Here is a 15,214-nt window from a genome sequence, read left to right as displayed (position 1 = left end):
GGATGCTGTATGAGTTTGAGCCTCACCCTCAGCGGTACCGGCGGCGCGCAGGGCGTGCCCGCCTGGGGCTGCTATTGTCTGGCCTGTACGCGGTCGCGCCGCGCCCCGCAGTATCGGCGGAAAGCCTGTAGCGGCGTGGTCCGCTTTAACGACGCCGTGACCCTTCTCGATGCCGGGCTGCACGATCTTACCGATCGCTGGCCCGCCGGATCTTTTCAGCAGTTTTTGCTCACCCACTATCATATGGATCATGTGCAGGGGCTGTTTCCGCTGCGCTGGGGCGTGGGCGATACCGTCCCGGTTTACGGCCCGCCGGATGAACAGGGCTGCGACGATCTGTTTAAACATCCCGGTCTGCTGGATTTCAGCCATACCGTAGAACCGTTCGTGGTCTTTGATTTGCAGGGATTGCAGGTCACGCCCGTGCCGCTCGAACACTCAAAGCTGACCTTTGGTTACCTGCTGGAAACGCCGCACAGCCGCGTCGCCTGGCTCTCGGATACCGCCGGGTTGCCGGAGAAGACGCTGACCTTTTTAAGCAATAATCGCCCGCAGGTGATGGTGATTGATTGTAGCTATGCGCCACGGGAGCAGACGCCGCGCAACCATAGTGACCTGGCGACGATTCAGATGATTAACGACGAGATCCGCTGCCCGCGGGTCATCCTGACGCATATCAGCCACCAGTTTGATGAATGGATGATGACCCACCTGCTGCCGCCCGGCATTGAAGCGGGCTACGACGGCATGGAAATCTACCTGGATTAACGGTCGTAATCGTCGTCGAGGCGCTGTTCATCGTCCGACAGCTGACGGCGCTCCTGGTCGAGCTGGCGCTGGCGATCGTCAAGCTGGCGACGGCGGTCATCCAGTTGCCGGCGACGATCGTTATATTGCTGGCTGCTCTGCGTGCTGCGGCGATCGTTATAGGATCGATCGTCGTCATCCCGATCGCGGCTGGAGCGATCGCTGCTGCCCGGGTTATAGGCATCGTTGATCGCCTGCTGAATATTGCCGATGGCGTCATCAATAATGTCGGCATGGGCCGTCAGCGAAAACAGGCTAAATAAACAAATGGTGATATAGCGTTTCATAAGCCAATCTCATAGATAGACTGGCGTTACGTTAATAAATGGTTAACAAAGTATGTAGCGGAGTAATCTCAAATTCGGTAAGGCGCACTGGGTTCCATCAGTTGATGAACACGTTGCTTACATAAATCACCTCTAAGACGCGCCCTGAAAGCGAGAACTCTTCGACCACTTCAAAGATACGAGCGATAGTCGCCGGGCTGTAGGTAGCTGGCATCACAATCATATGTGAGTCCCCTTTTATCAGTACTGGCATAATTCCCTTTATATCCTGTTCCACTTAATTTTGCTCAGATTATCAGCACTTGCCGAACAGTGACATTGGTCAATCCTTAATCCGATATCGAAAAGTGAATTTCAGAAACGTGCTCGCATATCTAATGAAAGTGTATGAAACGGCTATCCGTTCATCCGCTTCTGCTGCGTGCTTTGCGTGTCAGTCTTTCCCTTCGACACGTCAAATATGACGACAGCCTGTTTTTCGTCAGCGTTTTGTCCAAAAATCACCCGTATTATCAGGGAATGCCCACAATAAAAAAGTGGCATAAAAGATGCATACTGAGGGCGACAGCGCGTATGCGCGATTTGATTAACTGGAGCGAGACCGATGAAAAAAGTCGTCACGGTTTGCCCGTATTGCGCATCAGGTTGCAAAATCAACCTGGTGGTCGATAACGGAAAAATCGTCCGGGCAGAGGCGGCTCAGGGGAAAACCAACCAGGGTACCCTGTGTCTGAAAGGCTATTATGGCTGGGATTTTATTAACGATACCCAGATCCTGACGCCACGCCTGAAAACCCCAATGATCCGTCGCCAACGTGGCGGCAAGCTGGAATCCGTCTCCTGGGACGAAGCGCTGAATTACGTGGCTGACCGCCTGAGTGCGATCAAAGCGAAATACGGCCCGGATGCCATTCAGACTACCGGTTCCTCACGCGGGACGGGTAACGAAACCAACTACGTCATGCAAAAATTTGCGCGTGCGGCGATTGGTACTAACAACGTCGACTGCTGCGCACGCGTCTGACACGGCCCTTCGGTTGCAGGTCTGCACCAATCGGTCGGTAACGGCGCAATGAGCAATGCCATCAACGAAATTGATGACACTGACTTAGTCTTTATTTTCGGGTACAACCCGGCTGATTCCCACCCTATCGTGGCGAATCACGTGATTAACGCCAAACGTAAAGGGGCGAAAATCATCGTCTGCGATCCGCGCAAAATTGAAACTGCGCGTATTGCCGATATGCACATCGCGTTGAAAAACGGCTCGAACATCGCGCTGCTCAACGCCATGGGTCATGTCATTATTGAAGAAAACCTGTACGACAAAGCGTTCGTCGCTTCCCGTACTGAAGGTTTTGAAGAGTACAGCAAGATTGTCGAAGGCTATACGCCGGAGTCCGTCGAAGAGATTACCGGTGTAAGCGCGCAGGAAATTCGTCAGTGTGCGCGTATGTATGCCGGTGCGAAAAGCGCGGCCATCCTGTGGGGCATGGGTGTTACCCAGTTCTATCAGGGCGTGGAAACCGTCCGTTCGCTGACCAGCCTCGCCATGCTGACCGGTAACCTCGGTAAGCCAAGCGTGGGCGTGAACCCGGTTCGCGGTCAGAACAACGTTCAGGGTGCCTGCGATATGGGCGCACTGCCGGATACCTATCCGGGCTATCAGTACGTCAACAACCCGGCTAACCGCGAGAAGTTCGCCAAAGCCTGGGGCGTGGAAAGCCTGCCTGCGCATACCGGCTATCGCATCAGCGAACTGCCGCACCGTGCTGCGCATGGCGAAGTTCGCGCCGCGTACATTATGGGTGAAGATCCATTACAGACCGACGCTGAACTCTCCGCGGTGCGTAAAGGCTTCGAGGATCTGGAACTGGTTATCGTCCAGGATATCTTCATGACCAAAACCGCTGCTGCCGCAGACGTTATTTTACCGTCTACGTCATGGGGCGAGCATGAAGGCGTCTTCTCGGCGGCTGACCGTGGCTTCCAGCGTTTCTTTAAAGCCGTTGAGCCGAAGTGGGATCTGAAAACCGACTGGCAGATTATCAGTGAAATCGCGACCCGTATGGGCTACCCGATGCACTACAACAACACTCAGGAAATCTGGGATGAGTTGCGTAATCTGTGCCCGGATTTCTACGGTGCCACCTACGAGAAAATGGGCGAACTGGGCTATATCCAGTGGCCTTGCCGCGATACCGGCGATGCCGACCAGGGGACCTCTTATCTCTTTAAAGAGAAGTTCGACACCCCGAACGGTATGGCGCAGTTCTTCACCTGCGACTGGGTAGCGCCAATCGACAAGCTGACCGAGCAGTACCCAATGGTGCTGTCGACGGTGCGCGAAGTCGGCCACTACTCTTGCCGTTCGATGACCGGTAACTGTGCGGCGCTGGCAGCACTGGCGGATGAACCGGGCTATGCCCAGATCAACACCGCCGATGCGGCGCGTTTAGGCATTGAAGATGAAGCGCTGGTGTGGGTGAACTCCCGCAAAGGCCGCGTCATCACCCGTGCCGCAGTGAGCGATCGTCCGAACAAAGGCGCGATTTACATGACCTACCAGTGGTGGATTGGGGCCTGTAATGAGCTGGTAACCGAGAACTTAAGCCCGATTACCAAAACGCCTGAGTATAAATACTGCGCCGTAAACGTTGAGCCGATTGCCGACCAGCGTGCCGCAGAGCAGTATGTTATTGATGAGTATACGAAGCTGAAGGCCGGACTGCGCGAAAGCGCAATGGGCTAAGCGGACTCGTTTCAACGCCCCCATTCGGGGGCGTTTTTTTATCCTGCCAATCTCTTTATACTGCCCCCTTCCTCGACTACCTACACAATAAGATGACACGACTTTTTGCAATGCTATGGTTATGCCTGACGGCGCTGTCAGCGTACGCCGACGAGCCGGGCAGTCAATACCTGGAAGCTGCCGAAGCGGGAGACGCACGGGCGCAATATTATCTGGCCGATACCTGGTTTAGCTCCGGTGACCTGAGTAAAGCCGAATTCTGGGCGCAAAAATCCGCCGACAGCGGCGATGCCGATGCCTGCGCGCTGCTGGCGCAGATTAAAATCACTAACCCGGTAAGCCTCGACTATACCGAAGCCAAAGCGCTGGCGGAGAAAGCCGTCAAGGCAGGCAGCCGGGCCGGTGAAGTAATCCTCGCGCGTATTCTTATCAACAGCCAGGCGGGCCAGACCGACTACCCGCGGGCCATTACCCTGCTCCAGCAGGCGTCGATGAACGCCGAGAGCGATTTCGCGGTGGATGCGCAAATGCTGCTCGGGCTGATTTACGCCAACGGCGTGGGCGTGAAGGAAGATGACGAGAAGGCAACGGACTACTTCAAAAACAGCTCTGCGCTTTCCCGCACCGGCTACGCCGAGTACTGGGCTGGAATGATGTTCCTGAGCGGCGAGAAAGGGTTTATCCCGCAGAACAAACAGAAAGCCTTACAGTGGTTGAACCTGAGCTGCACGGAAGGGTTTGATACCGGGTGCGAAGAGTTTGATAAGGTGAGTGCGGAGTAACAGCCCGCACCAGCCAGTCCCCTCACCCCTTGGGGAGAGGGTTAGGGTGAGGGGTATGTCAGTGATGTAGGCCGGATAAGGCAACGCCGCCGTCCGGCAACCTGCGCCGAATTGCCTGATGGCGCTACGCTTATCAGGCCTACAAGGCGTAGCCCGGCCAAGCGAAGCGCCGCCGGGATCTGCGCCACCCTCCAAAAACAATAATGCCGGGCTTGCCCGGCATTATTGTTCTATTTATTGATCGGCGGTTTTATCAAACCTGCCCAACACCTCGCGCTCATACGCCAGCGCTTTCTTACGGTCAAACTTGTGTTCCCACTTGGCGATAACCAGCACCGCCAGCGCATTACCCACTACGTTCAGCGCGGTACGCGCCATGTCGAGGATACGGTCAACGCCGGCAATAAACGCCAGACCTTCCAGCGGAATACCAACGCTGCCCAACGTCGCCAGCAGTACCACGAAGGAGACGCCCGGCACGCCCGCGATCCCTTTTGAGGTCACCATCAGCGTCAGCACCAGCACGATCTCCTGCCAGATAGAGAGGTCGATACCGTACAGCTGCGCGATAAAGATAGCCGCGATGCTCTGGTACAGCGTCGAGCCATCGAGGTTAAACGAGTAACCGGTCGGCACCACGAAGCTGGTAATAGAAGCCGGTGCGCCGTAGGCCTCCATCTTCTCAATAATACGTGGCAGTACGCTTTCGGAGCTGGCGGTAGAGTACGCCAGAATCAGCTCGTCTTTCAGGATACGAATCAGGATCCAGATGCTCAGCCCGCAGATACGCGCCACGATGCCGAGCACCACCAGCGCGAAGAACAGGATAGCGAAGTGCACCAGCAGCACCAGCTTCGCCAGCGGCCACAGCGAGGCGAAACCGAAGTTCGCCACCGTCACGGCGATCAGCGCGAATACGCCAACCGGCGCGTAGCGCATCACCATGTGGGTGACTTTGAACATGGTTTCCGAGATGGAGCGGAACACCGTGACCAGCGGTTCGCGGTGGGTGGCAGGCAGCGAGGAGAGCCCCAGGCCAAACAGCACCGAGAAGAAGATAATCGGCAGCATGTCGCCTTTCGCCATCGAGGCGATGATATTGGTCGGTACCAAAGACAGGATAGTGCCCATCAGGCCATGCGCGTGGCTTTGCACTTCAGCGGTAGTGCTTTGGTATTTCGAAATGTCCACCGTCGCCAGCTGTGACATGTCGATCCCTGACCCAGGCTGGAAGACATTCGCCATGGTAATACCGATAATAATCGCTACCGTGGTGATCACTTCGAAATAGATGATGGTTTTTGCACCAATTCGTCCTAACTGCTTTGCATCGCCGACGCCGGCTATTCCCACGATCAGCGTAGAAATAACGATCGGCACCACAATCATTTTAATCAGGTGGATGAATATATCGCCAGCAGGTGATAACAGATTCATAACCAGCCAGTCGCGGCTATCACTATGATAATGCAGGTAACTACCGAGAATAATACCCAGCACCAGGGCAATAAGAATTTGCCAGGCTAGGCTGATTCGAGCTTTTTTCATAACTGCAGACTTCCTCAATGAAAAATACCATGCCAAACCGGAATGGTATCCATTTGAAAGGGGGTGATTTGTGTTGCGTTTACTTTTAGAGGTTTTTAACGCGCAGTATCAGTACCATCTGCACGGTATCTCGTGCAAGCCTTTCAGAACAGGGCTTTTCGCTACAAAAAGCCCTATTACCACTGATTTCCACCAGCAATTAATTATAAGTTTTTGTTATAAAAAAAGAAAAATATCATATTTTTCTATAAATCCCTTCCCGTAATTATTTTTGTTCAAAGAATCAAATGAACGTTATTTGAACAATTCCAGTATTGCGTGATCTGCCGCGCAAATAGTAAACAAAGCGTCTTCTCCCTCTGTTATTAACTTTTATGAGACATATTATTAACATCTTACAAGGAGAAAAAAAGCATGAGCCAAATTCACAAACACTCTATTCCTGCAAATATTGCAGAACGCTGCCTGATAAACCCGGAGCAATACCAGACCAAATATCACCAGTCAGTCACCGACCCGGATACATTCTGGGGTGAAGAGGGAAAAATCCTCGACTGGATGCAGCCTTACACCAAAGTCAAAAACACCTCCTTTACCCCTGGCAACGTCTCCATCAAATGGTACGAAGACGGCACCCTGAACCTGGCAGCAAACTGCCTGGACCGTCATCTGGAGACCCGTGGCGACCAGACCGCCATCATCTGGGAAGGCGACGATGCCTCCCAAAGCAAACACATTACCTACCGCGAACTGCACCGCGACGTCTGCCGTTTTGCCAACACCCTGCTGTCATTGGGTGTGAAAAAGGGCGACGTAGTGGCTATTTATATGCCGATGGTGCCGGAAGCGGCGGTGGCGATGCTGGCCTGCGCCCGCATCGGCGCTATTCATTCTGTTATCTTTGGCGGCTTCTCACCGGAAGCGGTCGCGGGTCGTATCATCGACTCCAACTCTCGTCTGGTGATCACCTCTGACGAAGGCGTTCGCGCCGGGCGTAACGTCCCGCTGAAGAAAAACGTCGACGACGCGCTGAAAAACCCGAACGTCAAAACCATCGAAAACGTGGTGGTGCTCAAGCGCACCGGCGGCAATATCGACTGGCATGAAGGCCGTGACCTGTGGTGGCACGACCTGATGGAAAAAGCCAGCGATCAGCACCAGCCAGCCGAGATGAACGCGGAAGACCCGCTGTTTATCCTTTATACCTCCGGTTCCACCGGCAAGCCGAAAGGCGTGCTGCACACTACCGGCGGTTACCTGGTGTACGCCGCGACCACCTTTAAATATGTCTTCGACTACCATCAGGGCGACATCTACTGGTGTACCGCTGACGTAGGCTGGGTTACCGGTCATAGCTATCTGCTGTACGGCCCGCTGGCCTGCGGCGCGACGACGCTGATGTTCGAAGGCGTGCCAAACTGGCCGACCCCGGCGCGTATGTGCCAGGTGGTGGATAAGCATAAGGTCAACATTCTCTATACCGCGCCGACGGCGATTCGTGCGCTGATGGCGGAAGGCGATAAAGCCACCGCGGGCACCGACCGCTCTTCCCTGCGCATTCTCGGTTCCGTCGGCGAGCCGATTAACCCGGAAGCCTGGGAGTGGTACTGGAAGCAGATCGGCAACGAGAAGTGCCCGGTGATGGACACCTGGTGGCAGACCGAAACCGGCGGCTTTATGATCACCCCGCTGCCGGGCGCTATCGAACTGAAAGCCGGTTCCGCCAGCCGTCCATTCTTCGGCGTGCAGCCCGCGCTGGTCGATAACGAAGGCCATCCGCAGGAAGGGGCAACCGAGGGCAACCTGGTGATCACCGACTCCTGGCCAGGCCAGGCGCGTACCCTGTTCGGCGACCATGATCGCTTTGAGCAGACCTACTTCTCCACCTTCAAAAATATGTACTTCAGCGGCGACGGCGCGCGTCGTGATGAAGATGGCTACTACTGGATCACCGGCCGCGTCGATGACGTGCTGAACGTCTCCGGCCACCGTCTGGGTACCGCAGAGATCGAATCGGCGCTGGTATCGCATCCGAAAATTGCCGAAGCGGCCGTCGTTGGTATTCCGCACAACATTAAAGGCCAGGCGATTTACGCCTACGTCACGCTGAACCACGGCGAAGAGCCGACCCCAGCGCTGTATACCGAGGTGCGCAACTGGGTCCGTAAAGAGATTGGCCCATTGGCAACCCCGGACGTGCTGCACTGGACCGACTCGCTGCCGAAAACCCGTTCAGGCAAGATCATGCGCCGCATTCTGCGCAAGATCGCCGCTGGCGACACCAGCAACCTGGGCGATACCTCTACGCTCGCCGATCCGGGCGTGGTGGACAAACTGCTGGAAGAGAAGCAGGCCATCACGATGCCGTCATAAGACTATTTTGCCCGGTGGCGCTTCGCTTACCGGGCCTACTACGGGAGTCAACCGTAGGCCGGATAAGGCGCCAGTCGCCATCCGGCAATAGACAGCTCTACCTATAACAACAACCCCTACCTGTACCTCTGGAGATTCTGTGATGAATGATCAAATTTGTCAGCAGATAGAAGATAGTGCGCATTTCAGGGAGCTCGTCGAAAAACGGCAACGGTTTGCCACCTTCTTATCGCTGATTATGTTAGTGGTGTACGTCGGCTTTATTTTACTCATCGCTTTTGCCCCTGGCTGGCTTGGCACGCCGCTGCATCCAGGCACCAGCGTCACGCGCGGCATCCCTATTGGGATCGGCATTATCGTCATTTCCTTCTTGTTGACCGGCGTCTACGTCTGGCGGGCCAACAATGAATTCGATCGCCTGAACAAGGCCGTACTGCGTGAGGTAAAAGCATCATGAAGAAAGTCCTGACGGCGCTGGCCGCCACACTTCCTTTCGCAGCCAACGCGGCCGATGCGATTAGCGGGCACGTTGAGCGCCAGCCAACCAACTGGCAGGCGATTGTCATGTTCCTGATTTTCGTCATGCTGACGCTGTACATCACCTACTGGGCCTCGAAACGCGTACGTTCGCGCAGCGATTACTACACCGCGGGCGGTAACATCACCGGTTTCCAGAACGGGCTGGCGATCGCCGGTGACTTTATGTCAGCGGCCTCGTTCCTCGGTATCTCCGCGCTGGTGTACACCTCCGGCTACGACGGGCTGATCTACTCGCTCGGCTTCCTCGTCGGCTGGCCAATCATTCTGTTCCTGATTGCTGAACGCCTGCGTAACCTCGGCCGCTACACCTTTGCCGACGTCGCCTCGTATCGACTTAAGCAAGGGCCAATCCGCATGCTCTCTGCCTGCGGCTCCCTGGTGGTGGTGGCGCTGTACCTGATCGCTCAGATGGTCGGTGCCGGTAAGCTTATCGAACTGCTGTTCGGCCTCAACTACCACGTCGCCGTGGTGCTGGTTGGCGTGCTGATGGTGATGTACGTGCTGTTCGGCGGCATGCTCGCCACCACGTGGGTACAGATAATCAAAGCGGTACTGCTGCTGTTCGGCGCCAGCTTCATGGCCTTTATGGTGATGAAACACGTCGGCTTTAGCTTCAACAACCTGTTCACCGAAGCGATGGCGGTACACCCGAAAGGCGCGGCTATCATGAGCCCAGGCGGGCTGGTGAAAGATCCGATATCGGCGCTGTCGTTAGGTCTCGGCCTGATGTTTGGTACTGCGGGTCTGCCGCACATCCTGATGCGTTTCTTCACCGTAAGCGACGCCAGCGAAGCGCGTAAGAGCGTATTCTACGCTACCGGCTTTATGGGCTACTTCTACATCCTGACCTTTATCATCGGCTTTGGCGCGATCATGCTGGTCGGGGCGAACCCGGCGTTTAAAGACGCGGCGGGCGCGCTGATTGGCGGCAACAACATGGCGGCGGTTCACCTGGCCGATGCCGTGGGCGGCAACCTGTTCCTGGGCTTTATCTCTGCGGTCGCCTTCGCCACCATTCTGGCGGTAGTCGCCGGTCTGACGCTGGCCGGGGCTTCCGCGGTCTCTCACGACCTGTACGCCAACGTCTTTAAGAAAGGCGCGACCGAACGTGAAGAGCTGAAGGTGTCGAAAATCACCGTGCTGGTGCTGGGTGTGGTGGCGATTCTGCTGGGCATTCTGTTCGAGAATCAGAACATTGCGTTCATGGTGGGTCTGGCGTTCTCCATCGCGGCAAGCTGCAACTTCCCAATAATCCTGCTCTCCATGTACTGGTCGAAGCTGACCACCCGTGGCGCCATGATTGGCGGCTGGCTGGGCCTGCTGACGGCGGTGGTGCTGATGATCCTCGGCCCAACCATTTGGGTGACGATCCTCGGACACGAGAAGGCTATCTTCCCGTATGAGTACCCGGCGCTGTTCTCTATTGCCATCGCCTTTATCGGTATCTGGTTCTTCTCTGCCACCGATAACTCTGCTGAAGGTAATCGTGAACGCGAGCAGTTCCGCGCGCAGTTCATCCGTTCGCAAACCGGTCTGGGCATCGACCAGGGCCGCGCACACTAAAATCCCCTCCCCGGCCGCCTGGTCGGGGATCACATTTTTTCCCCCTTCAGGTGACGTTTATCACGTCGCCAAAACGAAAAAAGCCGATGCGCATCACAAGCTTTATCTGCGATTCGCAAAGGCCATCACACTTTTCCCGTTTTCACGCCAATCCTCGGTTTTACCTCTACGACGTTTACAGACAACCCGCGCCGCGCTTTTTATTCTTTACTCAAGGCTTCTGGCAAAGCGAGTTAAGCGCTCCGGGCTTAACAGCAGCGGCAGGAACAGCGGGCCGCTGGCGGGCGGATTCACCAGCCAGCGTTCCAGCGTATCGGCGTAGCGAAGCAACTGCTGTTGATGCTTTTGCAGCGTGTCGGCAGGCAGGCTTTGCGGGCCGTAGTGGTCAAGCCACAGGGCATCGGTCACCGCCGCCGAGACGCGAGAAAACATCTGGCTGTAGATTTCCGCGCTGCGCCAGGCGGCCAGCAGCACCTCCAGCGTGTCGTCCGGGCAGGTAATCCGCGGCATCAGCTCCCGCAGATTTTGCACCGTACGGGTCGCGAGGAAGCAGGCGGCCTCTTTTTCCAGCGTCACCCGCTCGCGCTGCTCTTTGCCAAGCGTCGGGTCGTCGGTCGGCATTAAGGGCTGCCAGGCGTGCATCCAGTTGGCGCTGCGGGTGTCCATGTGCAGCAGCTGCTGCGCCTGAGAGAGACTCTCCGGGATCTGGCTTTGGTAGTGCAGCCGTCGCCCGAGGAAGTTCGGCGTTTTACACAGCCAGTCGTAGCTGGCGTGGACGATGGCAGAGAGCTGATGTTTATCCTGCGTCGAGCGAAAGCCCAGCTGCTGATGCTCGGCCCAGCGTTCAAAGGCCGACGGCACGGCATCGTCGACCTGATTGGCGGCGGACAGCCCAAAGAGATTAATGGCGTTGGCGGAGTCCGTTACCCGGCTATCGGGCAGCCACTGCCAGCTTACGCGAGAGGTAATGGCCTCAATTTCGTTTTCGGCGGCGCTCAGCGCCCAGCTCAGGCGGCCGCTGATTTCATCGGCCAGATAGCACGGTAGCGCGGTCCAGCCGTAGCCGGTGCCGAAAAGATCGTACTCGATCCACTTTTTATGCCCCGGCAGCGTGGCGATATGCGGGTGGTTGGCAAAACCGGGGTGATAGTCCAGCTCGGTAGCTTTGATAGAGGCGCGAACGTCGTCCGAGAGCCGGGCAAGAATGTTGGAAAGCTGCTGGCGCGGCCAGCTGTCATCGATAAAGTCGCGCAGCACCAGCTTTTTCCCCTGGGCGCGCAGCAGGCTCCAGACATCGTGCAGGCTCTGCTGCCAGCGGGCGGTCTGAAAGTCCGGGGTGGTCAGGCTCAGAATCATGCCGCTGAGGTGCGGCAACGACGGTAATAGCGAATGCAGTATCGCGGCATAAAACTGCTGCCAGAAATCCGGCGCGCTTTTTTCGTCGAAGGTCAGTTCGGGAAATTTGCGCTTAATAATATCGTCATTAGGCGCCGCTTCCCCCTGTAACCAGAACGACAGGTTATTTTCCGCCAGATAGCGGTCAACGCGTTTTAAATACTGCAACGCGTAATGTTGCTGATGAATTAAGTTCTCGACGTGGAGTTTCTGACTCAACGGCGAGGGCGTCGCAAGAATAGAGAGCAGTTCCTGTTGGTGCAGGATGATGCCGGTGAAACCGTGCTGTTTCGCGCTTTTAACACCCTGAATAAACCAGGGCCAGTGCCAGATAAAAGTGCTGTTCAGCTCCATCAACTGATGCGGAATACGTTTCATTGCGTCGCCTTGCGGATTTTGGTGTTGATATATTAATCGAGGATGTCATGAAAAAATATGCGTTGGTCGGGACCGGGGGTCGTGCAGGTTTATATATTTCCGCTATTGGTGGAACCTGGCGTAATAACGCCAAAATGGTCGCCTTTTGCGACACCAACCAGACGCGAATGCACTACGCCAATACGCTGCTGCAAAAAGAGGGAGCCGAGCCGGTATCTACCTGGAAAGCGGCGCAGTTTGAAGAGATGATCCGCGAAACCCGCCCGGACATCGTCATCGTCACCACCATGGACCGCACCCACGACGACTATATCGTGCGGGCGCTGCACGCGGGCTGCGATGTGATCACCGAAAAGCCGATGACCATCGACGAGAAGCGCGCGCTGCGTATTCTGGATGCTATCGAAGAGACCGGGCACACCGTGCGCGTGGCCTTCAACTATCGCTATGCGCCGCACCACAGCAAAGTGCGTGAACTGCTGATGCAGGGCGTGATTGGCAACGTCACCTCGGTTCACTTTGAGTGGCTGCTCAACACCGAACACGGCGCAGACTACTTTCGCCGCTGGCACCGCGAAAAACGCAACAGCGGCGGCCTGCTGGTACATAAATCGACCCACCACTTCGACCTGATGAACTTCTGGCTGGCAAGCTATCCGGAGCGCGTGTACGCCGAAGGCAGCCTGCAGTTCTACGGCAAAGAGAACGCCGAGAAGCGCGGCGTCAGCCAGTTCTACCCGCGCACCCATGGCTATGCCGAAGCCAAAGACGATCCGTTCGCGTTAAACATGGCCGACAACGAACAGCTGAAAGCGCTGTATCTGGACGCCGAGCATGAAGATAACTACTTCCGCGACCAGAGCGTGTTCAGCGACGGCATCACCATCGAAGACACCATGTCGGTGCTGGTGAAATACCAAAACCAGGTGCAGCTCACCTACTCGCTGAACGCCTATCTGCCGTGGGAAGGGCTGAACGTGGTGTTTAACGGCACCGAAGGCCGTCTGGAGATGAAAATCGTCGAGAAATCCTACGTTAACGCCGGCGGCAAACGCGAAAACGAAGGTAGCCTGGAGCAGTGTGATATCACCGTTTTCCCGATGTTTGCCGAACCGTGGAAAGCGGAATTTAACCTCGGCGAAGGCGGCCACGGCGGCGGCGATAACGCCATGCTGGCGGACCTGTTCGGCGAACCGGGCAACGACCCGCTGCAGCGCGCCGCCGACCACCGCGCGGGGGCGATGTCTATCCTCACCGGCATTGCGGGCAATATCTCGATGCAGCAGCAGCGCCCGGTGAACTTTAAGGAGTTTGAACTGGTTTCCCGTCTGACAAAACGTTAAGCCGCACATCTTCCGGCGCGGCAGGAGGCTGCGCCGGAGCGACTGGTCAGTATTTTGCTGTTACTCACCTGTTTAATAACGCTATTAATGCCTCTATCCTGGAGACAAATAATGAATAAACTCGTTTCAGGTGTCATCGCATCGCTGTTATTTTCCTGTACCTCTGCCTGGGCGCAGCAGCCCGTTGAATTACGCATGTCGTGGTGGGGCGGCAACAGCCGTCACCAGGCGACGCTGAAAGCGCTGGAAGCCTTCGAGAAAAAGTATCCTGATATCAAAGTGAAGGCCGAATACACCGGCTGGGACGGGCACCTTTCGCGCCTGACCACCCAGATGGCCAGCGGCACCGAGCCGGACGTGATGCAGACCAACTGGCCGTGGCTTATCATCTTCTCCAAAAATGGCGAAGGTTATTACGACCTCAATAAACTCAAGGGCGAGCTCGATTTTAGCCAGTATCAGGCCAAAGATTTGCAGTCCACCACCGTCAAAGGCAAGCTCAACGGCCTGCCTATCTCGGTCAACGCGCCGGTCTTTTACTACAACGATGTGACCTGGCAGAAAGCCGGGCTGGCCTATCCTAAAACCTGGGACGAATTCTTTGCCGCCGGCAAGGTGTTCCAGCAAAAACTGGGCAACAACTACTATCCGTACACCATGGTCGATCAGGACGTGATTCTGCTGCTCAACGCCTACATGATGCAGCAACACCAGACGCCGATGTTCAACAGCGACGGTAAATTTGCCTGGAACGACGCGCAGTGGATTGAAGCGTTCAACTTTGTGAAGCGGCTGAGCGATGACCACGTGCTGCCGTCACCGAAAACGCTCTCTGCCTACGGCAAGGGCAATCTGTATGAGATGAAGCCGCGGATTAACGGCGAATGGGGCGGCCTGTTTACCTGGAACATTACCATCCGGATGTTTGCCAACAACATGACGCCACCGGCGAAGCTGGTGCTCGGCGACTACGTGATGCAGCCGGGAACGGACGAGTCTGGCGTTTACTTTAAAACGTCACAGATGTTCTCGATAGCGAAGTCGACAAAGCATCCGAAAGAGGCGGCTATTCTGCTGAACTTCCTGGTCAGCGACCCGCAGTCGGTGGAGGCATTAGGGCTGGAACGCGGTATTCCGTTGAATAAGGCGGCGGAAACGCTGCTCACCGAAAAAGGGGTGATTGACCCGAACGACCCGGTCATTGCCGGGTTGCGCCAGGCGCAGTCGCTGCACACCACCGCTGTCGCCACGCCGTATATTGAGGATTTGCAGGTTATCGATCAGTTTACCTCGGCCCGCGAGAAGCTCGACCTCGGTAAGCAGACAACCGCGGAAGTGGTCGCCGATTTCCGCCAGCAGGTGGAGCGCATTGTACGGCGGTTAAATCGCTAGTTTTTCCTGATGGCGGTCGCTTATCGGGCCTACGGGATTGCGCCCCTGTAGGCC

At 56.1% G+C, this 15,214-nt stretch carries 11 protein-coding genes and 1 pseudogene; 8 read left to right on the top strand and 4 right to left on the bottom strand.

The features are described from left to right. The first annotated feature begins 9 nt into the window (after window positions 1–9). The gene (gene phnP / locus ACLGE8_RS15290) at window positions 10–768 is read left to right on the top strand and encodes a phosphonate metabolism protein PhnP (RefSeq protein ID WP_410999678.1); all 759 of its coding nucleotides are present in this window, start codon (window positions 10–12) and stop codon (window positions 766–768) included. Here the strand turns inward: phnP and yjdP are convergent. Continuing rightward, window positions 765–1,094, bottom strand: coding sequence for a DDRRRQL repeat protein YjdP (gene yjdP, locus ACLGE8_RS15285; protein WP_270503496.1), 330 nt, complete (start codon window positions 1,092–1,094; stop codon window positions 765–767). The genes phnP and yjdP overlap by 4 nt on opposite strands. 109 nt (window positions 1,095–1,203) lie before the next feature. Continuing rightward, window positions 1,204–1,347 (bottom strand): annotated as a pseudogene (locus ACLGE8_RS15280) (GNAT family N-acetyltransferase); the annotation flags it as partial. A 351-nt stretch (window positions 1,348–1,698) separates the two neighbouring features. On the opposite strand from ACLGE8_RS15280, the gene fdhF reads away from it, so the two are divergent. Together fdhF and ACLGE8_RS15270 are read left to right on the top strand one after the other, a co-directional pair. Beyond that, on the top strand, window positions 1,699–3,846 hold the full coding sequence (gene fdhF / locus ACLGE8_RS15275; RefSeq protein WP_410999676.1) for a formate dehydrogenase subunit alpha: 2,148 nt from the start codon (window positions 1,699–1,701) through the stop codon (window positions 3,844–3,846). Window positions 3,847–3,938: 92 nt separating this feature from the next. After that, on the top strand, window positions 3,939–4,628 hold the full coding sequence (locus tag ACLGE8_RS15270; RefSeq protein ID WP_410999674.1) for a tetratricopeptide repeat protein: 690 nt from the start codon (window positions 3,939–3,941) through the stop codon (window positions 4,626–4,628). A gap of 234 nt (window positions 4,629–4,862) precedes the next feature. On the opposite strand, the gene gltP is transcribed toward ACLGE8_RS15270, so the two are convergent. Further along, window positions 4,863–6,176, bottom strand: coding sequence for a glutamate/aspartate:proton symporter GltP (gltP, locus tag ACLGE8_RS15265; RefSeq protein ID WP_333497071.1), 1,314 nt, complete (start codon window positions 6,174–6,176; stop codon window positions 4,863–4,865). Window positions 6,177–6,590: 414 nt separating this feature from the next. On the opposite strand from gltP, the gene acs reads away from it, so the two are divergent. The 3 genes from acs to actP all read left to right on the top strand — a co-directional run bounded on the left by acs (window position 6,591) and on the right by actP (window position 10,652). After that, window positions 6,591–8,549 carry an acetate--CoA ligase gene (gene acs, locus ACLGE8_RS15260; protein ID WP_410999672.1) on the top strand — a complete coding sequence of 653 codons (1,959 nt, stop codon included), beginning with the start codon at window positions 6,591–6,593 and terminating at the stop codon, window positions 8,547–8,549. A gap of 142 nt (window positions 8,550–8,691) precedes the next feature. Further along, on the top strand, window positions 8,692–9,006 hold the full coding sequence (locus tag ACLGE8_RS15255; protein WP_106928512.1) for a DUF485 domain-containing protein: 315 nt from the start codon (window positions 8,692–8,694) through the stop codon (window positions 9,004–9,006). Next, complete coding sequence (gene actP, locus ACLGE8_RS15250; protein WP_410999670.1) at window positions 9,003–10,652, top strand: cation/acetate symporter ActP; 1,650 nt, start codon at window positions 9,003–9,005, stop codon at window positions 10,650–10,652. Before ACLGE8_RS15255 ends, actP begins: the two co-directional genes overlap by 4 nt. Window positions 10,653–10,859: 207 nt before the next feature. Here the strand turns inward: actP and ACLGE8_RS15245 are convergent, their stop codons facing one another. Further along, window positions 10,860–12,425 carry a hypothetical protein gene (locus ACLGE8_RS15245; protein WP_410999668.1) on the bottom strand — a complete coding sequence of 522 codons (1,566 nt, stop codon included), beginning with the start codon at window positions 12,423–12,425 and terminating at the stop codon, window positions 10,860–10,862. A 47-nt stretch (window positions 12,426–12,472) separates the two neighbouring features. Between ACLGE8_RS15245 and ACLGE8_RS15240 the strand changes: the two genes are divergently transcribed. Both ACLGE8_RS15240 and ACLGE8_RS15235 read left to right on the top strand, forming a co-directional pair. Then, entirely contained in the window at window positions 12,473–13,768 is a 1,296-nt protein-coding gene (locus tag ACLGE8_RS15240; RefSeq protein ID WP_410999666.1) for a Gfo/Idh/MocA family protein, read from the top strand. Window positions 13,769–13,876: 108 nt separating this feature from the next. Next, entirely contained in the window at window positions 13,877–15,160 is a 1,284-nt protein-coding gene (locus tag ACLGE8_RS15235) for an ABC transporter substrate-binding protein (RefSeq protein ID WP_410999778.1), read from the top strand. Window positions 15,161–15,214 lie beyond the last annotated feature (54 nt).

It is taken from the genome of Kluyvera sp. 142486 (assembly GCF_046569695.1).
Lineage (GTDB): Bacteria > Pseudomonadota > Gammaproteobacteria > Enterobacterales > Enterobacteriaceae > Kluyvera.
This window is presented reverse-complemented; position numbering and strand designations above follow the sequence as displayed.

What these genes read in the sequence shown, in the direction of transcription:
- ACLGE8_RS15255 (WP_106928512.1), top strand. Translation starts at nt 8,692, where the DNA reads ATGAATGATCAAATTTGTCAGCAGATAGAAGATAGTGCGCATTTCAGG.
- ACLGE8_RS15240 (WP_410999666.1), top strand. Translation starts at nt 12,473, where the DNA reads ATGAAAAAATATGCGTTGGTCGGGACCGGGGGTCGTGCAGGTTTATAT.
- gltP (WP_333497071.1), bottom strand. Translation starts at nt 6,176, where the DNA reads ATGAAAAAAGCTCGAATCAGCCTAGCCTGGCAAATTCTTATTGCCCTG.
- ACLGE8_RS15245 (WP_410999668.1), bottom strand. Translation starts at nt 12,425, where the DNA reads ATGAAACGTATTCCGCATCAGTTGATGGAGCTGAACAGCACTTTTATC.
- acs (WP_410999672.1), top strand. Translation starts at nt 6,591, where the DNA reads ATGAGCCAAATTCACAAACACTCTATTCCTGCAAATATTGCAGAACGC.
- actP (WP_410999670.1), top strand. Translation starts at nt 9,003, where the DNA reads ATGAAGAAAGTCCTGACGGCGCTGGCCGCCACACTTCCTTTCGCAGCC.
- yjdP (WP_270503496.1), bottom strand. Translation starts at nt 1,094, where the DNA reads ATGAAACGCTATATCACCATTTGTTTATTTAGCCTGTTTTCGCTGACG.
- phnP (WP_410999678.1), top strand. Translation starts at nt 10, where the DNA reads ATGAGTTTGAGCCTCACCCTCAGCGGTACCGGCGGCGCGCAGGGCGTG.
- ACLGE8_RS15270 (WP_410999674.1), top strand. Translation starts at nt 3,939, where the DNA reads ATGACACGACTTTTTGCAATGCTATGGTTATGCCTGACGGCGCTGTCA.